This window comes from Bacillus sp. BD59S, from assembly GCF_007363175.1.
Lineage (GTDB): Bacteria > Bacillota > Bacilli > Bacillales > Bacillaceae_G > Bacillus_A > Bacillus_A pacificus.
In genome coordinates this window covers 38,039-62,447 of the sequence record NZ_CP034685.1, presented here as the reverse complement: position 1 = coordinate 62,447, position 24,409 = coordinate 38,039, and the positions used below count along the sequence as shown (strand labels likewise).

Genomic DNA, 24,409 nt, shown 5'->3' with positions numbered 1-24,409 from the left:
TATTATTGTTTAGGGGTGATACCCAATAGCTTGGTCATTTAATGAAGAGCTTTTATTACAATGGAGTGAATCCAGAAAGAGGTGAAAAACAAGAAATTTGGATGTTAGTTTTTTAATTTTAGAAAAGGAAGAATCAAAATATAGTGGACATACAATTACAATAAAGGAATGCAGTATAGATCATTATACTTGCATTCCTTTTCTATTATTATATTGTTTTATACAATTATTTTTCTATATATATGTCATGAATAATTTTATATAAAAACAGATGCAATTTTTTGTGAAATTGAAATAAAGTTTAATCGTTTTGAAAAAAGATTAACTATTTATAAAAAAAATGTAACGTTTTATCCCTTTGGATTTTAAAAATCGATTGAGTCTTGTATAATCAGTTACAGAGCAGGTTATAAAGACGCAAACTAGATCCCTGCACATGTTAACGGCGGAATTAAAGTGCGAAATATTCTGACTTAATTTCTAGTTTTTCAAAAAAGGAACATCATATAGCTAGTTATTTTCAAGTTCAGATTAATAATGACTAAATGTATATAAGGAGCAGAATTTATATGGAAGACGTTCTACAATTGTTTAGAGATGCACTATCAATAACGGAACAATTGTATAAACAAGACGAGCAATTGTGGCATAAATGGGTGTCCTATTATCTTGAGGTTGAAGCAGATAAAAGTAAAATTGTGACTTCACAATACCTTTCTCCGTCATTTTCAATGCTCGTACAGTGGCTAGAGCAACAACAAAGAAAAGGTGTTTCTCCTCTAGATATATATAGAAATATAGATGAATATAGTTTAATCATTGATGAGACAATAGGTGTCTTTATTGAACAAGAATTTCGTAAAAATCAGACAGTTAATAATAAAGTGCATACAGCAACAAATGAATCAAATACAAATAAATTGAATGAAAACTATTTAGAAGTAAATAACTCAGCAGTGTATTATAAGTTAAGAGATGGAATAGCTAAAAATCAATTTGAAGAAGATGAAAACACAAGGTTAAAATCATATCCTATAGAAACAAAAGATAGTAATGGAGTGGCACAGCTTTCTTCTCATAAGGATGAAGACCTAAAGTTAACGAATATTGAAGAAGCAGCAAGATGGAATACATTAGTAGATGGTGTAATGAGTAATATGGATGATCTAACTGCAGATTGTTTAGATACCATCACGATTCAATGGTTGAATGAAGCAAAATCGCCCGATGAATTTATTGATTTTTCATATGAACAAGTTTTAGAGATGTGCAGTATTTCAAAGGCTAAGGCAAATGGTGTGGAATACTATAGGGTAGAAGATAAAATTAAAGTAGCGAAGCGGATTGCGGCCCTAGCAAGTATTTTTATATATCTAAATGATGACAATGAAGTAGTCGTATTAAATGATCGTGCTGAAACAGGTAAGCATTATGAGGTAAAACGTGAGGTAATTAAAAGACTATTCGTATTAGATTCTGTAGTTTTATGGAGAGATAAAAACACAAACGAATACATGGGAATAGAATCGTGCCGAATCAAACCGGGAAGTTTCTTATCAGGATATTTATATGGATCTAATAGTACTACAGCATTATTATCAAAAAAGGCACTTGAATATAATAGTTATAGACACAAATATCATAAAAGATTAATTCGATATTTAACATGGCAATGGAGAATACGTCAAATGTTTTCTAGTTTACAAAGACCTTATTCTATAGGTGGAGATAAAGGTTTGTTAGCAGTTATGGGTATAAACCAGAAACAAAAACCGAATCGTATTCGCGAACAATTAGAAAATGTTCTTATGGATCTAGAAAAAGAAGAGGTAATTTCTCATTGGGAATATGATAATGGTTTAGAAGAAGAAAAACTGACAAAGAAGAATTGGTTTAAAAACTACTATTCACAGTTAGGAATAGTAATATTGCCACCCCAAGAACTAATTAGTTCAATGGAAAACTTAGCAAAAAAGAAAACAATTGATACAATACATGAGGAAAGTCAGCCAATAAAAATTGTAGAAAAACCAGTAGATACGAGTGAAAATGAACAAGTAATTAGAGAGAAAATAGAGTTTGTGCATATGAAAAAGAATTTAACTATGCGAGAACTTTCAATAGAGATAGGTATATCGCAGCCTACTCTTTCTAGATTTTATAATAAAAAAACAAAACGTCTCTCTAGTACGGCAAGAAATAAATTAAATCAATGGTATAAACGACAGTTAATTATTGATAAGATGTAAGTTGAAATTTAAGCCTAAAAAAAGAGTCCTATTTCTAGGACTCTTTTTTTAGAGTATTTACATACTAATTGCCAAATAAACTTGCCGTATCAAGATCATCATATTCATCATTCAAAACATTTGTTTCAGATTTAGAAACGTCTTCTTTTTTTTCATCTTCATTATCGGGCTTTTCTTCAGAAGTTCCAATTACTTCATTAGAAGATTTAATCTCATTATGGATGTTTTGATCATCATTTTTAATAATGAGTTTTGAATCATTCAAAAGGACCCGTTTAACCTCATTTAAAAAATCTTTATCTTGAAGTAAGATCTCTCTTTGCATTTGTTGTTGAATCTTATAATCACCAACATCTTGTAAACCATGTTTATCAATAAAGTAACAGACAAGTTTATATAATGAATCTGCTATATTTCCTTGAGATTCAAACCATTTAAAGAACTCCTCATTCTCAATTTTTTTGAGATTCCAAAAGAAAGATTCTCTTTTCTTGTCAGCCATATTATCTCACCTTTTTTCGAGTAAGAATATTCTTGATTACTTGCATCCCTCTAGCATTCATATCTACAGCATATTTTTCTGGTATCCATAATAAGTACATGCCAACTTGCTCACAATACTCTAATAGTTGATTATATAACTCATCTTTAAAAGTAACACTTCCCCCACCGTATACACATAAAATTTCAGCTTCACTAGCGGTATTGCTTACATACTTTTCACTTGTATCTTCTAAGATAAGTTCAGCTTGTTCTACTTTTGTAATATTAAAGTACCCAGTTGCTTCTTCATAGTATTTATGATCTGGATCTTGAAGGATTTGTGAGAATTGTTGGCGTTTAATGTTTGTGCCACGTTCTTGGTTTAATAGCCTAACAGCTTCTTCTGTAGCATGCCCAACGCCACGTCTTTCTCCACTACAAGCATCAATGACTGGATTTACACCAACTGTGTATATATACTCAGTTGTTCCATCTCCAATGTCGCTATGTAAGATTTTTTTGTTCTTAAAGAAGGATTTTTCAACTGTCTCTACCTCAAGTTTGTCTTTATATAGTTTAATAAAGTCACTAAACATATCTTCTTCGCCTTCAAGGATTGCATATAAAGGAGGAACGCCTTCCTGGGTAATGTTTGCACTGTTAAATGTTAAGCTGACTGTTACTTGTTCTTCACCTACATAAACAACTACAACATGATTTGAATTAGTAAAACGTTGCTCTAGGTGTTTTGCATTTACTGGTGTCCATTGGCTTGCTGGAATAGCTGAAATAAGATCAACAGTCACATTAATTGATTGTGGTAGTTGTTCAGTTCTTTCCCACTCAAGCTGAACGGATTTATTTGCAATTAGTCCTAGCATATTAATTAACGGCAAATCATCGTTATATTTTTGACCTACTTTAATGTTCATGTTTTTTGGGTTCTTCCCTGTTAGCATCGCTCGATTACCAATAAAGTACATACCTGATCTTCTAATTGATTTACTAGCAATATTTACAAACATATTGTCTACTAGATTAATCACATTTTTTTGAGTGTTTGTTTCTGTTACATTTGGCATTGAGTAAACGCTTTGATATACGTTTTTCATTTTTATGTATTCACCATTAATGTAACCTTTAAAAGAATCGTTTCCAATATCGCCTTCAATGTCTATATGAAGAGTTTTCCCTTTTGAATTCTTCATTATACATCACCTCTATAAATTTTATTTTTTATTTATATTTAATAAATATATTATACCTTAAAAGTAGAGTAATTACAAGGTTTCGAACGGGATCAACCATAATTAAATATTAATTAGATATAATTTAAATATAAAATTAATATTTAAATGGATTAACTCTATATTTAACAGTTGATTAGTTCTAATTTATATAAAATAAATATAAATTAGATATTTATTTTATATAAATTAGAACTAAGTTCAGTTCGTTTGCTAGATTAATTGTTTTTTTAGTAATTGTATCTTTTGTAAGGCATTTATATAAACCTTGGAGAAGTTTTCTATATGAGTTGAATGAATTCCTTTAAGATATTCTTAGGAATTAAAGTTAGAATTAATAGTTTAAATTATAAACTTCTTAAGAGAATTTGAAGTTTTCGAGGATGTATAAAATCCGCTAACAGACAAACGTTATCGAAGTGTTAATTTGGTGTTTAATAATACATAAACGCTATACGTTATTATGGCGTTTATCCCTTTAATAACAACGTTTGTAAGGTTTTTGTTAACGAATGATAAAGTTGTTTTAAAAATAAAATAGTTGTTTAAAAACAGGCTGTAAAATCGGATTTTTACAGCCTGTTTCTTTTATATATAGCTAGAATAAAACATGTTTGGATTTCAATTTATCGTTTTCCGGCAGAAGACTCCTTCCTCAAAAATGTAAAGGTGTGAAACACCAATTTTAGGTGGGAGATGAATGTCGGTTGGCATAAGCCAACATGTTTGCTATCATTTACTTGTACAGATTGCTCTTTGAAAACTGAAGATATGAGGTTGGTTGCAGAAAAACGTTGCAACCGTAAAATCTTCAACGTTCTATCGCCCACACTTGCCGAAGTTGCGAAAACCAAGCTAAAGTAGGGAGTGTGGTGAGTAGTTCAAAAACATCCATTACCCTAAACGTTTGAGAAATTAGCAATAAGTCTGGAGCAAAAGTAAGTCCATACGGGCTTAATTCCCAAGCGAGAAATTCAACACGCTCACTATACCAATAATCATAGCTTAAATCACCTGTACCCTCAGATCTGGAAAAATCACTTGTTACTTCATTCATTTTAAAAAAATCAATCTCTGTATATTTTATAATTGCTAATCGAGTATTGTCTCCGGCCAATACAATATCGTACTGACCAAACTTTTGAATGTCCTCTCCTTCAAGCCCGTAAACACAATGTGCAGCGTATGTTCCTGTTTTGATTCCTTTTAACATCTAAACTTCTTAATTCATCTCTCATTTCCTTGGAACCATCTCCAAACACCCATGCATCTGGAACACTTATGTTTAACTCGTTTTCTCTCGCGTACATATGCCAATATTCTTCTATCTTATTAACTGATATTAGTCCCTCATCCCTATAATCTCTCAATATTTTAGAAGAACATGTAAGCCATTAAATAGATTAATTTAGGATGTTATGCTTTCTCTGATCCATGTATATAATGTGAGTTCATAGTTTACATAATAATATTCGGCATGACCCTCTAGATTTAGTGTAATAACTGATAGACAGCTTAAGTTATAGTGTCCAAAAGTAATAATGAAAGTATTAATTAGAGCGAGTAATTTGTATATGAACCAACCAAATTATTTAAGTTAGAATTCATTTTTTAGTAAATAAAGTAGTTAGTTGGATCTGAAAGTTTAATACTTCCAAGAGGATGTGATGTTTTAGAGAATGTAACTAAACCCCCTAAGACATAAACGTTATCAAAGTGTTATTTTAGTGTTTAAGAATACGTAAACGCTATCCGTTTTTGTAGCGACTATCCCTTTCATAGCAATGTTTATGAGGGCTCATCTATTTAGGGGGATGCGACTTGCACTAAGATTGCTTAGAGATAATGATAAAAGATTTGCTGGTAAAGCTGAAAGTTGAAGATCAAGAAAGCTTTGTTTGTGAAATTTAAGGACGCGTTATTTTAAATTGGTAGTTCCATTTAAAATAAGCTATCATTCTATATTTGTAATAAAGAAGCGTAATTTAAGTGTTCAATATATAATTTCATTACAGCTAGATTAAAATGAATACAGAATGAACGCTTGTGAAGTGGTAAATTAACGTTCTGATTAACGTGAACGCTATGCGTTCATAATCCGTTAAACCCATTGTTTTATGGGGTTAAGACATTCTTACTTAAGTTCTATAATATGAAAATTTTAAAAAAGTTAGGGCGTTACAGCGTTTAACCAAGCTTCCCGAAAAACTGATGGAATTTTGATGATTTTGAAAATAACGATCAATACATTGATATTAATTAATGCCGAGGATTTTTGGGATTCATAGGTAAGGCCAAAGAAATATATAAATACTTCTAATTGTTGAAATGGTGGAAGTACCTTAAACGCAATAAAATTGAAAGTAATACTCTAAATTTTATACGAAATTAAATTTAAATTTGAGTTGAGGAATAACTATATAGAATTGAAGTATATAAAAACTGAAATTTATCGTGAACGCTAGGCGTTTACGGTGCGTTAATCTCTTGATATTAAAAGGATTAAGATGGTTTTGATATGTTTGAATTAAGAAAATTAATTAAGAAAAGGTTGAGAAAAAGACAGGAGTTCTTTGGTTTTTCAATTAATAATATTATAATTGAAATTAAGTGATTTTCTCTTTATTATACTTAGGCGATATGTATGAACTTTAGTAAAAAAGTACATGAACTTTTAATGAGTATTAGTTAGATGTATATTAGTAAATATACGTTTTACTTTTGAAGTTAAATAGGTATTAAAGACAGACATAAGAGGAATTCTTTTTAATGATGTATATTTAGCATTGTGAAGGTGATTTGAAAAATAAAAAAAGCGGTAATTACCGCTTTTTTTATTTGGGAAATGTGTTTAAAAGAAAATCGCCCAATTATTTTCGAGTAAACAAACGTTGAATGAACGTTTGTTTACTGTTATCTTGTTGTTCTTGTCGATCTTCATTTAACAATTGAATGGCTTTATCCAGTTTTTCCTGTAGTAACTGGATTTGTAAATCTTTTTCTTCCTTTTCTGAGCGTTCTTGTAATAATAAATTAATAATATCTTGGTTTTGTTGTACAATTTTTTCTTGCTGGTTAAACATATAGGAAAACTTATCTTGAATTATTGAAATATCTGTTTGTGAACGTTTCTGAAGTGTTACTTCAGTTTCATTTTCTCCCTGAACACTATCCGTTTTTGGGGCGTTTTCTTCGGTTGTCTCCATGCTTCGTGTAGCGGCCTCTTCTAATTTCCAGTTTTGATTTAGGTATTCCTTCATTTGTTTTAAAATATCTATATCATTTTCATAATAAATTCTTTGGTTACGTTCATTTCTTTCAAATATGTACTCCATTTTTTCTAGTTCAATTGACCATCTACGAAGTGTATTGGTGTTTATATCCAGTTGCTTTGCTACTTCTTGTGCAAAATATCCATATTCCAAACTTCACACCTCCATTATTTGTGTGTTAGATATTCTTTCTTTATTAGAAGGATCATTCCTCTAATAATAAAAATCTTTATTGGGCCACTCGGTAAGAAGCTTTACTACCTTTAAAGTTTTAAAGTGTTCTAGTGCAGCTATTTGTGTGCTAGATTAGTCTATGTATCTAGTATTAATGTTAATTAAATTATAAAGGTTATCCGTTTTGATAACGTTCACCTTTGGAAGTAAAAAGATATTTAGTAGACAATACAATAACTAAAGAATTGCTTGAAATTTTATTATTAAAAGTTTGTTTCCAATATAAGAATTTTACTAGATATATGTGCAAGAATCAAAGTTTTCATTAATAGAATTAGTATCTAATTAATATTCTTTTAATTCTAAATACACAAAATTTAATAGGGGTGTATTAAACGCTATGCGTTTAAATAGCGTTTTACTAGTAAATAATAATACTCAATGTGAAATTGAGATACTTCTAATGAGATTTTTGTTCCTCAAAATGGCTTATAAGGTGTTTTAAACTTTTACATAATCTACAAAGTATTAGAGGTATTTAATCTTAAAGAAAAGTCATACTATAAAGTTATATTTAATAGTTTACGTTTTTTAGTATGGCCGATCTTTTTAAAGTACATTCAATAGCTAGTGATATTCTTTTGAAGTAGGGGAGGAAGGGGAGGCATATAGATTCCATTTGAAATGAATAGAATTTTATCAGATTTTAGGGAAGCTGATTACAGGCATCTACATAATCATTTATATATTTTGCAAGTTGAATCGGATTCCCTAAAATTAGACAAAAGAGAAAGAATTCCAGAATGCTATATTATATAAATCTTGTTTTAAAAAGTAAAACCAATAAAAACATTAGAAATAATAATCATGCTTTTAAACTTACTCTAGCATGTTACGCAGCTTTTTCACTTAGTAAATTTCAAGTTTAATTTGATAGTTAAAGAAGAGCTAACTATAAATATATTATGGTTAACTGTATACGTAAATTGCCTGAAACTTTATAAAAAAATCCTATAAGATGATTTGTATTTTGAAGTTTTTTGTGTCGGAAAATAGCAAGTTTATGACCATTTATAAGAGGATATGACAAATAGCCTTGCTATGGTTGATTTTTTTAGCAAGGCTACATACTAGTATGATTTTTAAAATTTAATTACTCTCTTCTAGAAAATTATAGAAAACAAATTCTCTTTTTTTATTTAAACCATGCAGTGATTTCTTTTCTAATGCGTTTTGATTTCTTCGTTCGCAGTTTTGTTTAGATTTTTGCCCAAACATTTTTATAAAATGTGCAGGATTGCTATTTTGAGCTTTATTGTATTGGAACCATTGCACACACTCTTCAAAATCCCATCTAGCATAGCGGTCAATATAATGTGGCATCCTTAAAGCAATTGTGTACGCATCCTTTTCACTAAGATGATTTAGTTCTTGGCTTAAAATGTAGTAATAAGCTTTTCTCTGATCCTCACTTAGATAGTCGTCTAAATCTTGTAATCTGTTATGCTTTTCTTTTAATTCACAATCCTTATCTGATTTTTCTTGTTTATTTATGTTGAAAACATCTAAAGAATTAGACGAGACTTGTATATCATTTTTTAGATTTTCAGGATTGGCTACAAAATTTTTCTTGAAAAGTTTTTCACTTAGAAATTTAGTGAAAGTAGAGCACACATCAATTGCCAAAGCCCATTTCAACTTAAAATATTCAATGATTTTTAAATAGTTGTTATGTATGGCTAATATGTAAATTGAAGGGGCGATTTTACCATGTCTTCGCACTTTAATTTGTTGGCATACGCCCAGATCTTGCAGCCAGGTTAACACGTAGTTAATGACTGGTTTTGAAATGCCTGATTTTTTGCTGATGTGTTCTTGCCTAACTTGACTATAGCCTTCTTGTACTAAATAAGATAAAACAGTCTCTAAGGCTTCATATTTTCTTTTGGTAAGGTAATCTTTAGTGGTAACACCCTCATATTCTAGGACAATAGTATCAATATAAGTAGTAATTTTCTTTATTGCTTGATTTATAGCTCCAGAAGTTTTTGATAAGTGTTTGATACGGGGACTTAATTCAGCTTTTGCACGACTGAGCAAAAAATTTTGTAAAATCACAAAAAAACCTCCTATTTTTCCCACTAAACACATATAGAAAATGCATGAAAAAATAGAGGTTCTTATTCACTTTAAATTCACTTTATGTTATAATTATTGTCATAAGTGAACATTAAAAAATGTTAAATAAGACCCTTTCTATTCTAGGAGTTTTAAATTGGTTCATGTCGCCAAACTAGAGACCAATTTAAAACTAAGTGTAGTGGGTTTTTTTTTATGTTTACATCATTAAAAAACATTTTCTATTCAAAATGCAATCTTTCTTTCTATCTTATATTGTTATTAAAATAATATCAATCCCTTCAGGCTGGCTTTATTATCCCATCTGTAAAAAGGCGGATTTTAACACTTATTATTTTCTGAATTTTCTGTAAAATAAATATAAAATTTTGATAATGTTCAGTTTACAAATCATTACAGGATCCTTATGTTAAAATATTTCTAATTATACAATTAATGAGAATGTATTAAGTTCATTATATAATTACAAGTTTTGATTACCCAATTATAAAAGTTAATTATTAACCTCCAAGAATATCTCAAAATAATACACTATAGATTAAAACGTTCTTTAATAATTTATATTGGGTAATGTGTCTTGTGCTTGGAAGGGGGCTTTACATTGGAGAATTTAATGAAAAAATTGTTGGGAATTAAGGCTGAAAAGAAAATAAGTAGCAGGCAACTAGCAAAGGAAATCGGAACAAGTAAAACAACAATTGATAACGGACTTCAATGTAAAACAGAAGAATTTAAATTTGAGATTTTCTTAAAGTTAGTTCAAGTCATTTGTGATAGTTCGAAAGAACAAAGGGAAATTCTTCATGAGTATATTCTTCTGTGTAAAACACCATTAAATGTACAAAAAGCATTATGCTATTGTCAAGCAATGGGAGAATACAAATTAATAGCAGAAATTATAGAAAAACATGCAGATACAAAAGGATTAAAAAAGTACTTAGCGGTTTATAAAATACAGAACAAAAGGAATCAAAACATTGCAAGAGGTCAACAACTACTGGATGAGATGTATGTTAAAGATTTCTCATCAGATACGGTGTGCCAAGCAGCCTTAAATATTTTATATATGGAAGCTATGTATGATAAGCAAAATTATAATGCTGTTATCCCTTATGCTGATCGTACAGATGTTATTTTAAAAGAAGTGAAACAGGAGTACGTTAAGCAATGCTTGGAAATGAAATATAAAGAGCGATTGGCTTATATTTACTTAATGAGAAATGACTTAGAAAGATGTCGCAATACATGCTATGAAATTCTCGATTCTGAATTAGATATTTCTATTATCAAAGCTACAGCTTGGTGTTGTTTAGGAGAAAGTTTCACATTTGAATGCCCATCTACAGCTGAGAAGTATATTAAGAAAGCTATTTCTCTTTGTGAAAGTATTCAAGTTCCACAAAAAGCACAAAAATATGTAGCGTTTCATACTACACTAGCGCATTTATATATAGAAAATGGTGTTAATTTGGATGAGATAAGATTTGATCTTATTCATTTATCTGAGAAAGCTTTTTTTGAATGTATGCATGGTGATTGGGAAACAGGAATTAAGCTATATGAAGAACTGAGAAAAGATGGCGAAAAATTCACGGCTTTTCAACAGTATTCGTTTTCGAAAGTAAATAATGATATAATAGGATTAAAAGAATCTTTAGAATCTTTCGAATTGACAGGTAATATATTTTATTCGCAATACGTCAAGAAAGAGCTATTAAAAGAAGAGGTGAAGTCAAGTGAATAAATTTTTAGCGGTTACGTTATATACCGTAATGCTATTGACATCGTTTTTTCAATTAGAAACACCAGATTCACAACATGCAAAAGTGCAAGATACAAATAAATATGTTATGCAAAGAATGGTCGACCCCGGTGGTGGTTGAGCCGTTTAAGCAAGAAAGACGCTACTAAAAAGTAGCGTCTTTCGTACTTTATAATGGTGGTTCATTATTTAAAAGCGTAAAAATTTCGTGCCAATAACACATGAAAATATAATAAATTACATAAATACGGGAGGTTTACAAAATGAATCTAAATCAAGAATGGTTTAATGAAATGATTGACCAGGACAATCAAATTTTAGAAACTTATCGTGAATTATTACTGTTAATTGGAAACTTCCAAGAAGAATAATGGATTTCAGCTATCTTTTAGTTTATTTTTAGTCTCAATTCTATGCGTTAAATATTTTGCATACTCAATCAATTCATTTTCTAATAGTGGTTTATCTTTATCCGGAATACTTTTATAACTTTCGTACAAATCTTGAGCTAAACGTTCTACAATTAATTTTCGATCTTCTGTTGTAAGAGCTTCACTATCACCAATTTTATGATTTAGGAGTCGATCAGTACTTACATTAAAATAAATGGAGATCTTTTGGAGCATTTCAAAACTTGGCTCTTTCCTGTTATTTTCCCAGTTGGAAATAGTACTACTAGCGACTCCTAAAACATCACCAAGTTCCTTCATATTTAATCCTTTAAGTGTTCTTAGAATTCTAACATTTTCCCCGAAATAATTCTGTATCATTTATTTCACTCCAATCGATTTATTCACCTTTGGGATAGTAATTTGCTTTAATGGTGAAAAAAATTCACCATTGGGATAGAAAAGTTTCCCTAAAGGATTGACATTCTACTTTTAGGAGAATAGAATGTGATTAAGGGGGTGAGAAATTGACTGTTATACGCAATATTAGAGAATCAAAAGGGTTAACAATTCAAGAGCTGTCGGAGGCTTCTGAAATACCCGTGAAAACTCTGTATCACATTGAAACTGGTACAAAAGGAGTTATTGAAAATAGGGCAAAAATTCTTGCCGATATTTTCAATGAACCAATTGAAAAACTGTTTTTTGCTACGTACTATCGAGCAAGATTAGAATGAAACAAATTTCATTTACTCGTTAAACAATAATTATACATCTATATTGTAAATGAACAATACAGAAAAAGGATAACTTAATTAGTATTTTTCAAGTTAATAAAACTGAAAATTAAGTTTTTACTGATCTTTGAAAACTGCATATCATATGAGGGAGCTGTTAGTCATGTTGAAACGTTCGTATCAAATGCTACTCATTACAATGAGTACGCTTCTTGTAGCATTAAACTTCCTATTTCCGTTTACTAAGGTAAGTGCTGAAGTAATTCAGCGTGAGCAATATAAAATGGATTGGAGTTATAGCCATCAATTCGGGAAGGATGTTAGAACGGAACTCCTCAAAAATTCTAATGGGCAAATTGCGTACTGTCTTACATATGGACTACGTTCACCGAATGGTGAGGATCTTCCAGAAGTAGGGCGAACAGATAATGTGGTATATAGAGTTTTAATGAATGGATACCCACAGAAATCCCCACAAGAATTAGGTGTTTCGAATTGGAAGGAAGCTCATTATGCAACGCAATTAGCGGTTTGGAATGCATTAGGACAATTATCTATTTCGGAGCTTGAGCATCGTAATGCTAATGTCGAAAAGGCAGCTAAGGCAATTATTTATGCGGCGGATCATAGTAATGAAACACAAGAAACTTACATGAATGTAATTCCAACTGATAATCAAGAAGCAAAACTTAATGGTGAGTACTTTGAAACGAGTATGTACCAAGTAGAAAGTAACGCTAAAAATGGTGTATTCGCTGTAAACCTTACAAATGCACCAAATGGTACAAAAATTGTTACTGAGAATGGAGAAATGAAAGAACAATTCCAATTAGGAGAGAAATTCCGTATTTTGGTTCCGAAATCCTACAATACAGGAAACCTTTCCTTAAAAATCACTTCTAATCTAGTCAATTTACATGCAGTCGCTTACAAAGGAACTGATAAAATTCAAGATGCTACCGTTCTATTAGAGCGTAATGAAGAAAAAGTAAGTGCAGATTTAAATGTGAATTGGAAGTCAGTAGGTCAATTAGAAGTTATTAAAGTAGGAGAACAAAAAGAGGTATTACAAGGTGCCGTATTTGATGTGTTTAATAGTATGAATGAAAAGGTTGGTACTATTACAACAAATGAACAAGGAATTGCTAGCCTTTCTGGTTTAGAAATCGGAACTTATACTCTTAAAGAGGTAAAATCACCTACTGGTTATGTAATAAATGAACAGCCACAACAGATTGAAGTTAAAACAGGTGAGATTACAAGAGTTACAGTACAAAATAATAAAGTAAAAGGGAATATCGAGATTAAGAAATTAAGTGACAGCGGAAAAACTCTTTCAAAAGTAGAATTTACAGTGTTCACAGCAGAGGGAAAAGAAGTCACAAAAACAATTACAAACGAGCAAGGGATTGCACAAGTGAAGGATCTTCCGTATGGAAAGTATTATTTTGTTGAGACAAAAGGGGTAGAAGGATACCTTCTGAATCAAACTAAATATCCATTCGAGATTAAAGAGCAAGGAAAAACGCTAACATTCACAGTCGAAAATAAAGAAGTAAAAGGAAACGTGCAACTTCTAAAAGTAGATGGAGAGAATCCAGATAAAAAATTAGAAGGTGCAGTGTTCGTTCTTCAAGATAGTAAAGGGGAGAAAATAAGTGAACACAAAAGTGATAAAAACGGTTTGATTGAAGTGAAAGGCTTATCATTTGGAGCATACTCATTTGTTGAGAAGCAAGCACCAACTGGCTATGTTTTAACGAAAGAATCTATTCCTTTTAGTATCTCGGAACAAGGAAAGACAATCATGCTAACAGCGAAAAACAAGCACATCACAGGAGAATTAGAGATTAGCAAGGTAGATATTGCAGATGGCAACAATAAGCTTCCGAACGCTGAATTTACTATCTTTAACGAGCAAGGGAAAGAAGTTGCAAAAGGAAAAACGGATGAAAACGGCATTGCAAAATTCAAGCTTCCATATGGAAAGTACACGTATAAAGAAACATTCGCACCAGACGGCTATTTACTGAATGAAGAGATATTCCCTTTTGAAATTAAAGAGGATGGTCAAATTATTAAGCATACGGTGAAGGTTCAGAAAAAACCGACACCACCTACACCAGAGACACCAAAACCAGAACAGCCAGAACAACCACAAAAACCAGAAATACCACAAAAGCCAGAGCAACCAGAAGCACCGCAACCACAGGTACCGGAACAACCAAAAGTAATCGAGAAACCTGTTATTCCACAACTAGAGACACCACAACAAATTATTATGAAACCACAACTAGAACAAACACCAAAGAAAATCGAAACGTATCTTCCGACAACAGGCGGTAAAGCCGAAAATCCATACATAAAATGGATCGGTCTTGCATGTGTCGTACTTGGCTTAATTGGAGCCGTATTTGCAGTAAGAAACCGTAAGAAAGCTCAATCTTAATATGAAAGAATATGAAGCTCATTTTAGCGAAATTGATGAAAATCCGTTAGGCTTTGCTATTGGATGTCGGAATGCATGTATACTCGTTATTCCCATTTGGATCGTTGTTTTTTGGATAGGGAGCAAGATATAAGAAACCGAGAGGGAGATGATATGAGATGTCAGAAATCTACGTCGGTAAAATGAAAAAAATAGGGAAACTTGGGGAAGACGATATGCAGCGCAAGAGTGCTTGGTTGTCTGAAGAATTGATGCAAGCAATTTCTATCGCTCAAACTGTAATGAAACCAATAAAACAGCATGATTATTGTATAGAATACGCTACAAAATTATTGGCAGGAAGTATTCTGTATCTGAATCAGCGACATAAAAGTTTGTATTACCTAGATGTGAAAAAGGCTATTGAGTTCACAGAAAAATTATATAAAAGTGAGGCAAACTTGGTAGAAGTAGTAAATTCGCTTGAGAAGGAGCATTCAGCTTATCGTACCTTCCATGAGTTAGGTTTTTATTCAGAAGAAACAAGGGATACGATAATTGTTACATTGCTATACCATCTAGAAAAATATCAGCGTGAAAAATTAAACCCAGAGAGAGTATTTTTGGTTTCAGTAGTAATCATAAGAGGAAAATGAAATAGGAAGGAGTGCAACGCATGTTAGGCGTAGCTAAGAAGTATACAAAGGTGATTAGGGCGTTGAAAGAACTGAATGAAGGGGAAAAGGTTGCAGGTGTCATAAAAGCTCGTTTTGGAGCTTATAAAACGGTCATAGAAGGCGTGAAGAAAACAACAGATGATTTTATTTTCATTTTTGATCCGAAAGGAATCTTTTATGAAGATACCCATCACGAAAAACGAAAACAGGGGTATCACATCATCAAACATGATTTATTAACTGGTTATGAAACGCTACAAATGAATCTAAAACAAAAATCCGTTGTGTACATCAGTGTAGAAACGGAAATGAGTACGTATCAAGAGAGAGGAGAAGCATTATCAAATTTTCTTCAATATCTAACAGAATGCAAGAATATAAGACCGATTCACCTGGTATTTCATCAATATGATTTGTACCCGATCCCTCATATGGAGCAGTTTTTAAAAGAAAGCGCAACATACCACATTCAGCATTCAATCGTAGTTGAATCTCAATCCGCATTACAGCACATATACGGAAAAGAGGCAGCGCAACGCATTATCACTTCGTACAACACAACAATCCTAGCATGATATGAAGCACTCGTTCACTATTTAATCCTATCTAGATGGCTAGAAAACTAGACAAGGGAGAAGCGTTTTTCTCCCTTCTTTATCAAAAATAGGAGGCGTTCATATGGGAAAAGAAAAAAGACTGACATTTTATGATATTGCGGCATCACAAGCTCATAGTGTTAAAACTTTTGATGGAAAAACATACGAACTGAAAGGCACGATAGCAATTGAAAATAGCACAGGAAGCATTGAAAAGGTGGCTCAAATTTACTATAAAGTGCGCTCGGTTAGAGATGAACATCAAAACTTAATTGCTAAAAGAAAAAATAAACATGCGGAATTAGTAGCTGTAAAACAAAAGTGTAAATAAAAAAAGCGATTTTGAAGTGTGCTGAGAACATAGCACAAAGTAAGTTGCTCTTTGACAATTTAGATATATATTGCGTATCTTTTCCTTTCAGTATTGATGTAAAAGGATGATATACGGCTTTCAATATATATGCGTGCCTCCCTTCGAAAGGTCACTAGAGGGGTTAGGTATACGATTATCGTTGGGTGAGTAAGATCGTAAAACTCATCTGTGACCACTGGGAAATGCAGTGTATCAAAGACCTGTTTGTGTCAGTACTCGTGAGGAATATCCCATTTTGACATTCTGAAGAAGCGAGGAACATCACAACAGTAGATACATAAGGTTCTACGTTCACGCCAAAATACGTAGTGCGGTATTGGGCATATAGAAGCTAGGTCGGGATTAGTCTCTATACGCATGCCAATACAGGGTTCGTCATTCCAGCCATAAATGATATTTCCATTTTCTATCCCACTTTCCTTTAAATGTTATAAAATAAAGACAGATGTTGAAGTTAAAATGTGTCTCATCACACTTCAAAATCGCTTATAAAAATATGACATAGGGAGGAACATGCATGAGTCGTAAAGGGTGGATCATTTCCGCTATTGTTGGACTGTTAATTGCAATTGGTATTGGTTCAACATTTGTCTTTAGTTCGGGAAAAGGGGAAGTAATGGAACTTAGTCCGTTAGAAATGAAGAAGTTCATGAGTGAGGATGGCACAGGTTTTGTTATGCTAACATCTAACATGAGGCATAGTGAAGAGTGGATCTTTCTGGTAAAAAAAATAGCTAAAAAAGAAAAGATTGAAGTAAAAGGTTTAGATGAAAATCGTGATGATATTCCAAGTACAAGTAACCCTCATGATTGGGGATTATCGCAAAGAAGGGATACTCTTGCATATTATGAAAAAGGTAAGGTAAAAAAAGAGATTAAATTTACAATTGATAAACTTCCAGAACTTGAAAAAGAAGTTACCTATTTTGTTCAAAATTGCAAAGAGCAATATCAGAAGTAATCACATAATCATTGAAAGGTGGTGATATAGTGGCGATTACACAGAGGGAATTGAAAAAAGAAAAAGATATGGTAGCAAACCTATTAAGAGCCAATGGTCAGGATTATAACCATTGGCTTCATTTACATCATCAGAAATACATTGAAGAAAATCAAGATCTAGTAATGAAGGCTTTGCAAGCTTATAAAGCAACGTCAACAGAAGTAAAGGAAGATAGCAAGGCGAATGAATCAAGTCAGCTTAGTAACGTATAAGCACTTAAAAATGAAAAGGGAGTGAATGTATATGTCAATGTTGGAAACATTATCTCAAATGTTAGTGTTAGGTGATGCGATGGATGGTCTAATTAATACAGGTAATTCTTTTATTGCATGGATGCAAAGAGGGGCAATGGTTAGTACAGCGATTGTATTTTGCTGGGGCGCTTATTTATTAATTTGGGGCGGTGAACGAGGAAGACATAAATGTATTTGGTGGTTTCTTGGTGGGGCAGCCGGACTCGTTATTGTAATGGGATGCCAATACTTAGCAGAGAGCGTAAATAGCAATGTAAAATTTGGTCAAATCTTATTCCCGTTTTTCTGGATGAAATAGTGAAAAAATATAATTAAGGCAATGAGGGAGCTATGCAAAGGGTATGGCTTTTTTTGTTGCCTTTTTTTCATGGAATTTTAGTTTTATTAAGCAATTGGGGTGTTAATTATGAGATTACCAAGTGTATTGGAGAGCGTTTCGGTTTTTGGTAATATACAACCGATTATGACAGTACCAACAACAGAAGGGCTGTTAAGAGCTTTGATATTCTTCATCGTTATTTGGGTATTGATTTCTGTTTTTTGTATCTATCATAAGTACGCAACCAATAAAGCTGAAAATAATAGTTCAAAAGATTAATCGAAGTAAATTTAAATCAAACGGAAGAAAGGAGAAGCCATGTTTGTCATTTTTAAGAGTAGCAATGGAACAGAAATTGAGTCGGGTAAGCAATATTCGTTTCATGAAGCTTATATCTTAACGAAGCGATTAGAACGAGTTTATAGAGAGGCAGGGCGGCAAGAACATATTGATTTCGATTTGTTAGATGGTCATTCCAATGAAATTTATAACGGTACGTTATCACTTGGTTCGAGATATGCAGATCACATTTTTGATCACATTTCTAAAAAAATGAATGTGATGCAATTAGATCCGGAACAAGAGGAACAAAAGAAAGAGCTGTTAGAAACGTTAGAAAGGGAAATCAATGATTCTCCTTTTCATGAAGAATATGAATATCAAGAAGAATTACCAGTAAGAAAGGAAGAACCCTCTTATAGTCCATCGAATGAATTAGAGCCAAAAGTAAAGCCTGAAAAGGAAAATAGAAAAGGATTTAAGATTATTGCGAGTGTCATAGGAAGCGTGGTGTTAATTGGAGCTGGTGCCATATTTGCCTTTAAGTTATTCTCTTCAGAACCAGTTTCGAGTGCAAATGCTGGCTCGGAACAATATGTAGTAAAAGGGTTACAACAGGCAGCCATTCAGCAGTATGGAGAAGCCGTTAAATACTTCGATAAGGTCAATTACACAGAATTAGATAAAGATAGTCAGAAGGCAGTTCTATTTACTTATTTATTAAATGGAAAGGCAAATAAGGCCTTACAATATGAACCGAAATTTGCAGAAAGTGTGGTTGCTTATTTTATTGGGATAGACAACATGAATAAAATTAATGAAATTGATGTCAAAAATGATGTAATCGACTTTGAAAAAGCAGCACTTAATAAGAAATATGAGGAGGTAATTAAGCTTAAGGGTAAAGTCAATATGGACGGTAGACGTGAAAAACTCATTGTTGAAGCTTTTGTAAATCTAAAAAAATATGAAGATTGTTATTCCTTTGCTAAAACGCAAGGAAATAAAAATGTAATGAAAGAGGTCAAAGAATTAGAGAAACGAGATATTCAACAATCTACGATAAGTGAAGAGGAAAAGAAAGTTAAGATTGAAAAAATTGATAAAGATCTACAGAACATCTAAGGGGGAGAGAATAATATGCCTTTAAATTATGAGAATCTGTACAAAAAGATGGGAATTGTTTTTCTTGGTGGTTCATTGATATTAAGTACGACAGGTTGCAGTTGGTTTGGAAGTAAGGAATCATCAAAAAGTAAATCAGCTATTACAAAAAAAGTAGATAAGAATAAGCCGGAGGAAAAGAAAGAAGATCTGAACAAACAAGATTTTGAAGCAATTACAGAGAATGCAATTCAAAGTAAGGATAATGAAGTTGCTTATGTACTAGAAGAGCTGGATAAATCAAAAATTAACTTTAAAGAAAAATCTATTGTAAGTAATCTTCAAAATGGGGATGACACCACTTCTCGTGTTCTAGCACTCTTTGATAAAGAAACGGTAGATAAATCAATTCAAGATACAGCAAAAGACAATGTGATTGCAGCTATTACAGATAACAAGCCACAAGTCACCGTGAATGGAGATCATTTTGCATTCGGTGATCAAAATATTGATTCTTCAGTAGCGAGTATAGGTGATATTCTTCCACCAGAGAAGAAACCAGATACAATTGTGAACCCACCAATTATAACGGAGGGTGAGAATGGTAATACGGAAAATAAAGGGACAGAAAAACCAAATCCACCAATAGAGCTGGAAAAACCAACAAATCCAGAGAAGCCGACAGAGCCAGAAAAACCAACAAATCCAGAGAAGCCGGCAGAGCCAGAAAAACCAACAAATCCAGAGAAACCGACAGAGCCGGAAAAACCAACAAATCCAGAGAAGCCGACAGAGCCAGAGAAGCCAACAGAACCAGAGAAGCCAACAGAACCAGAGAAGCCGACAGAGCCAGAAAAGCCAACAGAGCCAGAGAAGCCGACAGAGCCAGAAAAACCAACAGAACCAGAGAAGCCGACAGAGCCAGAAAAACCAACAGAACCAGAGAAACCAACAGAACCAGAAAAGCCAACAGAGCCAGAAAAACCAACAGAACCAGAGAAACCAACAGAACCAGAAAAGCCAACAGAGCCAGAGAAACCAACAGAACCAGAGAAACCAACAGAACCAGAAAAGCCAACAGAGCCAGAGAAACCAACAGAACCGGAGAAACCAACAGAACCGGAGAAACCAACAGAACCGGAAAAACCAACAGAACCAGAGAAACCAACAGAACCGGAGAAGCCAACAGAGCCAGAGAAACCAACAGAGCCAGAGAAACCAACAGAACCGGAAAAGCCAACGAATCCAGAGAAACCAACAGAACCGGAGAAGCCAACAGAGCCAGAGAAACCAACAGAACCAGAGAAACCAACAGAACCGGAGAAGCCAACAGAGCCAGAGAAACCAACAGAACCGGAGAAACCAACAGAACCGGAAAAGCCAACGAATCCAGAGAAACCAACAGAACCGGAAAAGCCAGTTCTGAAACAAAATGAAAAGATGGTAGCGAGTAAATAAAGAAAAAACCAACTGATATTGCCAAAAAGGTACTCATAAAAAGAGTACCTTTTTAATTTGAAAGGGGGCATATAGATGTTTGTTAATAGTACAAATTTAGTGCAAATTTCAAGTCTAGATAAAAGTTTAATGGTGGTAGGTCGAGTGGGAACAGGGAAAACGAGGGAACTGAAGAAAATGGCTTTAAGTTTATCAAAAGTTTTAGTGTTAGATCCACTGAGGGAATACGAAGACGAAGCATTCGGGAAGCAAACAGAGGGTAATGTGACTTTACAATACTTGGATTGCGAATCGAATGAGGGGTATGGGAATTTTAAAATTACAGAAGATGTGATAAATATAGCTAAACAATATGAATACGTAATTGTAGATGAAACCAATTATTTATGTCAGGAAGATTTTATATACTTTCTTCAACAGATGAAGGATTCCGACATAAAAGTAATAGCAAGTTTTCAACAAATGCCATCAGATGCCCAAATTACTAAGAAATTTGAATATATCATATCTTTAGATGTAACGAATGATTTCGATAAGTTAACAGAGTATGAAAAATATAATTATGATTCGGGCTTTGGTTTAAAGAAGTAATACGTGTGGCTAGATTGAACAGAGGTGATGCTTTGATATGTATAGTGAAAAAATATCAATCAAATATAAATTGGCTGAAAAAGAAGTACTCATTCCATTGAGTGCTTTTTTGTTTGTTGGCATGTTTTTAATCGCTAATTTTTTACTCAACTTATTCTTAGAGCTGATAGAAACAACTTTTAGTGATTTATTACATCCCAAACCGTTTCATATGGAGATAGGATTTCTTTTTCGGATGCCAATTGCAGAGCATCCAATATACTACTTGCTTGTTTTCCTTGTAGTAATTGGAACCATTGCAAGAACAGTGTACAAATTGAAATCTTCCTTTAAAAACTTAAATAATCATGAGAAAGGATCTAGTCGTTTTACAACAGTTGAAGAGCTGAAAAAGCAGTACCGAGCTGTACCAGATCGAGAGGAAACATTTAAAGGTAGCGGTGGTGTTGTTATCTCCCGATTAGATGACAAGGTATTTATTGATGATAGCCCGGTAAACAATTTAATCATTGGTACAACACGCTCTGGTAAAGGAGAAACCTTTGTATTCCCTACAATTGATGTCTATTCTAGAGCGGAACATAAGCCATCTTTAATTTTTAACGATCCAAAGGGGGAATTGTTCAGCGCATCGAAAGAAACGCTGGAAGAACGAGGGTATCACATTGAAGTTTTGAATTTATCAACCCCACTTGATTCTATGAGTTATAACTTATTGCAGCTAGTCAAAGATGCCTATAAAGAGGGAGATTATTCAACAGCCCAAGCGTTATGTAAAACACTTTCTCACACTTTATATTACAACCCAACTGTCAAAGATCCTTTTTGGCAACAGTGCGCTATGAGCTTGTGTAACGCCATGATATTAGCCGTTACAGATAAATGCATTGCGGAAGGTACAGAAGAAAAAATCACAATGTATACAGTTGCAAATATGTTATCAGAACTTGGTTCAAAAGAGGTAATCGTAGATCCGGAAGCAGATCCACAAAATGCATTAGATTTATACTTTGAAGGCTTACCAGCGGATAGTGTTGCGAAAATGCAATATGCAACCTCAAACTTCTCGAAAGGAACGACACGAGGCGGGATTTTCACCCAAACAATGAACGGACTTTCTATTTTTACATTTGATGAAATCGCTAAAATGACAGCAAAAAATAGTGTGGATTTAAAACGTGTCGCTTTTGGAAAAACGATAAAAGGAAAAGTTACACCTAGAAAACGAGTGGAAATTGTATTTCCAGACGGCTCAAAGGAGTCTATTAAAGCAGATATTAAAGGACGTTTTGCATTAGATTTTAAGCAAGTAATACAAGTTGGAGATACCATTCAATGTAATGAAAAGGACAATAAGAAAAAGAAAGCATCCATTTCCATTACGAAAATAGATGAAAAGACGGGTCATACAGAATTTAAAGTAATAGAAGAAAATGAAGATATACAAGTAATAACAGTGGATTATTTCGAGAAACCAATTGCTATTTTTATGATTACACCTGATTATGATACCTCAAATCATGTGATTGCTTCTATTTTCGTAAGACAGCTTTATTTTATATTGGCAAAGGGTGCATCCCTCGCTCGTGGAGGGAAATGTCACCGTGAAGTAGTTTTTTGCTTAGATGAGTTTGGAAATATGCCGAGTATTGAAGGAATGGCAAATATTATCACGGTTTGTCTTGGTAGAAATATTCGCTTTAACCTTGTAATCCAGGCATATGCACAATTGAAAAATAAGTATGGTGAGGATGCAGATACGATTGATGGAAACTGTGGGAATACCATTTACATTCTAACTAACGATCAAGAAACCGCCGAAAAAGTTTCTAAAAAACTAGGGAATCAGACGATTAATCTATCTTCCCGAAGCGGAAAAGGTCTTTCTACTGATAAAAATAAAACGGAAAGTCTAGATCAACGACCACTGTTAACAGCAAATGAACTTATGAATTTTAAAGAAGGAGAAAGTGCTGTTATTCGTGTCATAAAACGTCAGGATAATAACAGAAAACGGATCAGACCTCGCCCGATTTATAATACGGGAGAAACAGCTTTAAAATACAGATGGGAGTACTTAGGAGTAGAGTTCGATACAGATAAATCTATTTTAGATATAGATATTGATTCTCTACATGATGATGTAAATCCAAAATCACTTATTGTAGATTTTCTAGGAGAAAGAAAATCAGAACAAATTGAGAAAAAAACATCAGAACCAGAACAGGAAGATTTGCCACCAGTAGAGACATCGCAGCCAGTAGAAGAGCCAACAATGATGGGTATTGATGAAGAGATTCCGGAAGAGGCATTTCAGCAGGAAGACAGCCCGTTTGATTCCCTTTCCATTGAAAATTGGAAAGAAAAAACGGTTAATGAATTTTTCGAATCTGATCTAGCAGTTTTGAAACTGGTTGATAAGTTCTTTTTAGCGCAATTAGGTAAATCAATAGATGAAGTTGAAAATCAAGAAATGGGCGAGTTTTACAGTGAATTTCAAATGTTAGCTTACAATGACCACATCGACAAAAGTGTCTATCAAGCAGTTGAAAACAAGATTAATCGAATCTTGCGTGATTTAGAAGAAAAAGAACAAGTAACAAGTTAGAAAGCACTCAAATAATTGGGTGCTTTTTTGAATCCAAATAAAAAGGGGGAAGAGGTAATGGGTGTACCGACAATCACGGATAAAATGCAATTGATTTTAGATAGTTACTCGCCATTTGTAACAGAAGAAAATGAGGTCATTCTTGGTCTAGAAGATGCGGTTCTTTTCCTTTCAGTAGATCGGGAACAAAAAGGAAAATTGATTATTCGTATCGACAGACTAAATGAGAGAGTGAATTGGACAGCAAAAGAAGTATTAGGACAGTAA

General features: G+C 33.0%; 21 protein-coding genes and 2 pseudogenes. 17 read left to right on the top strand and 6 right to left on the bottom strand.

Going from position 1 to position 24,409, the window contains the following annotated elements:
• Positions 1-569: 569 nt before the first annotated feature.
• Positions 570-2,249 carry a helix-turn-helix domain-containing protein gene (locus tag EKQ63_RS01240; RefSeq protein ID WP_139889427.1) on the top strand — a complete coding sequence of 560 codons (1,680 nt, stop codon included), beginning with the start codon at positions 570-572 and terminating at the stop codon, positions 2,247-2,249.
• 64 nt (positions 2,250-2,313) lie between these two features.
• Here EKQ63_RS01240 and EKQ63_RS01235 read toward each other — a convergent pair whose 3' ends face one another.
• The 5 genes and pseudogenes from EKQ63_RS01235 to EKQ63_RS01215 form a co-directional block, all read right to left on the bottom strand.
• Positions 2,314-2,751 (bottom strand): hypothetical protein, encoded by a 438-nt coding sequence (locus EKQ63_RS01235; protein ID WP_000763937.1) that lies wholly within the window; start codon positions 2,749-2,751, stop codon positions 2,314-2,316.
• A 1-nt stretch (position 2,752) separates the two neighbouring features.
• The gene (locus EKQ63_RS01230; RefSeq protein ID WP_139889428.1) at positions 2,753-3,940 is read right to left on the bottom strand and encodes a ParM/StbA family protein; all 1,188 of its coding nucleotides are present in this window, start codon (positions 3,938-3,940) and stop codon (positions 2,753-2,755) included.
• 850 nt (positions 3,941-4,790) lie between these two features.
• A pseudogene (locus tag EKQ63_RS01225) lies at positions 4,791-5,322 on the bottom strand (ASCH domain-containing protein).
• A gap of 1,527 nt (positions 5,323-6,849) precedes the next feature.
• Positions 6,850-7,404 (bottom strand): MerR family transcriptional regulator, encoded by a 555-nt coding sequence (locus EKQ63_RS01220; protein WP_143880617.1) that lies wholly within the window; start codon positions 7,402-7,404, stop codon positions 6,850-6,852.
• Positions 7,405-8,574: 1,170 nt separating this feature from the next.
• Positions 8,575-9,543: a Replicase RepFR55 gene (locus tag EKQ63_RS01215; protein WP_143880616.1), complete on the bottom strand. Its 969-nt coding sequence runs from the start codon at positions 9,541-9,543 to the stop codon at positions 8,575-8,577.
• Between the two features lie 634 nt (positions 9,544-10,177).
• On the opposite strand from EKQ63_RS01215, the gene EKQ63_RS01210 reads away from it, so the two are divergent.
• Together EKQ63_RS01210 and EKQ63_RS29785 are read left to right on the top strand one after the other, a co-directional pair.
• Positions 10,178-11,308 (top strand): AimR family lysis-lysogeny pheromone receptor, encoded by a 1,131-nt coding sequence (locus EKQ63_RS01210; RefSeq protein WP_143880687.1) that lies wholly within the window; start codon positions 10,178-10,180, stop codon positions 11,306-11,308.
• Entirely contained in the window at positions 11,301-11,447 is a 147-nt protein-coding gene (locus EKQ63_RS29785) for a hypothetical protein (RefSeq protein ID WP_001031951.1), read from the top strand. The genes EKQ63_RS01210 and EKQ63_RS29785 overlap by 8 nt, the downstream gene beginning before the upstream one ends.
• 256 nt (positions 11,448-11,703) lie before the next feature.
• Here EKQ63_RS29785 and EKQ63_RS01205 read toward each other — a convergent pair whose 3' ends face one another.
• Complete coding sequence (locus EKQ63_RS01205) at positions 11,704-12,096, bottom strand: helix-turn-helix domain-containing protein (RefSeq protein WP_012263735.1); 393 nt, start codon at positions 12,094-12,096, stop codon at positions 11,704-11,706.
• A gap of 146 nt (positions 12,097-12,242) precedes the next feature.
• Between EKQ63_RS01205 and EKQ63_RS01200 the strand changes: the two genes are divergently transcribed.
• The 14 genes and pseudogenes from EKQ63_RS01200 to EKQ63_RS01135 all read left to right on the top strand — a co-directional run bounded on the left by EKQ63_RS01200 (position 12,243) and on the right by EKQ63_RS01135 (position 24,409).
• A complete protein-coding gene (locus EKQ63_RS01200; RefSeq protein WP_012263734.1) occupies positions 12,243-12,452 on the top strand; it encodes a helix-turn-helix transcriptional regulator in 210 nt (69 codons plus the stop codon).
• A 163-nt stretch (positions 12,453-12,615) separates the two neighbouring features.
• Complete coding sequence (locus tag EKQ63_RS01195; RefSeq protein ID WP_143880615.1) at positions 12,616-14,901, top strand: thioester domain-containing protein; 2,286 nt, start codon at positions 12,616-12,618, stop codon at positions 14,899-14,901.
• Positions 14,902-15,059: 158 nt separating this feature from the next.
• A pseudogene (locus EKQ63_RS01190) lies at positions 15,060-15,516 on the top strand (TRAG family protein).
• A 40-nt stretch (positions 15,517-15,556) separates the two neighbouring features.
• Positions 15,557-16,132 carry a TraM recognition domain-containing protein gene (locus tag EKQ63_RS01185; protein ID WP_143880614.1) on the top strand — a complete coding sequence of 192 codons (576 nt, stop codon included), beginning with the start codon at positions 15,557-15,559 and terminating at the stop codon, positions 16,130-16,132.
• A gap of 103 nt (positions 16,133-16,235) precedes the next feature.
• Positions 16,236-16,484 (top strand): hypothetical protein, encoded by a 249-nt coding sequence (locus tag EKQ63_RS01180; RefSeq protein ID WP_143880613.1) that lies wholly within the window; start codon positions 16,236-16,238, stop codon positions 16,482-16,484.
• 559 nt (positions 16,485-17,043) lie between these two features.
• On the top strand, positions 17,044-17,487 hold the full coding sequence (locus EKQ63_RS01175) for a hypothetical protein (protein WP_065486257.1): 444 nt from the start codon (positions 17,044-17,046) through the stop codon (positions 17,485-17,487).
• A gap of 29 nt (positions 17,488-17,516) precedes the next feature.
• The gene (locus EKQ63_RS01170; RefSeq protein WP_001018798.1) at positions 17,517-17,741 is read left to right on the top strand and encodes a hypothetical protein; all 225 of its coding nucleotides are present in this window, start codon (positions 17,517-17,519) and stop codon (positions 17,739-17,741) included.
• A gap of 31 nt (positions 17,742-17,772) precedes the next feature.
• Complete coding sequence (locus EKQ63_RS01165) at positions 17,773-18,081, top strand: hypothetical protein (RefSeq protein ID WP_000062187.1); 309 nt, start codon at positions 17,773-17,775, stop codon at positions 18,079-18,081.
• A gap of 108 nt (positions 18,082-18,189) precedes the next feature.
• Positions 18,190-18,381, top strand: coding sequence for a hypothetical protein (locus EKQ63_RS01160; protein ID WP_143880612.1), 192 nt, complete (start codon positions 18,190-18,192; stop codon positions 18,379-18,381).
• A gap of 39 nt (positions 18,382-18,420) precedes the next feature.
• Positions 18,421-19,506 carry a hypothetical protein gene (locus tag EKQ63_RS01155; protein ID WP_065486264.1) on the top strand — a complete coding sequence of 362 codons (1,086 nt, stop codon included), beginning with the start codon at positions 18,421-18,423 and terminating at the stop codon, positions 19,504-19,506.
• Between the two features lie 15 nt (positions 19,507-19,521).
• Positions 19,522-20,943 carry a hypothetical protein gene (locus tag EKQ63_RS30095; RefSeq protein WP_223290755.1) on the top strand — a complete coding sequence of 474 codons (1,422 nt, stop codon included), beginning with the start codon at positions 19,522-19,524 and terminating at the stop codon, positions 20,941-20,943.
• A 75-nt stretch (positions 20,944-21,018) separates the two neighbouring features.
• Positions 21,019-21,534: a hypothetical protein gene (locus tag EKQ63_RS01145; protein WP_143880611.1), complete on the top strand. Its 516-nt coding sequence runs from the start codon at positions 21,019-21,021 to the stop codon at positions 21,532-21,534.
• A 37-nt stretch (positions 21,535-21,571) separates the two neighbouring features.
• A complete protein-coding gene (locus EKQ63_RS01140) occupies positions 21,572-24,142 on the top strand; it encodes a VirD4-like conjugal transfer protein, CD1115 family (RefSeq protein ID WP_143880610.1) in 2,571 nt (856 codons plus the stop codon).
• Positions 24,143-24,199: 57 nt separating this feature from the next.
• Positions 24,200-24,409, top strand: coding sequence for a hypothetical protein (locus EKQ63_RS01135; protein WP_000538815.1), 210 nt, complete (start codon positions 24,200-24,202; stop codon positions 24,407-24,409).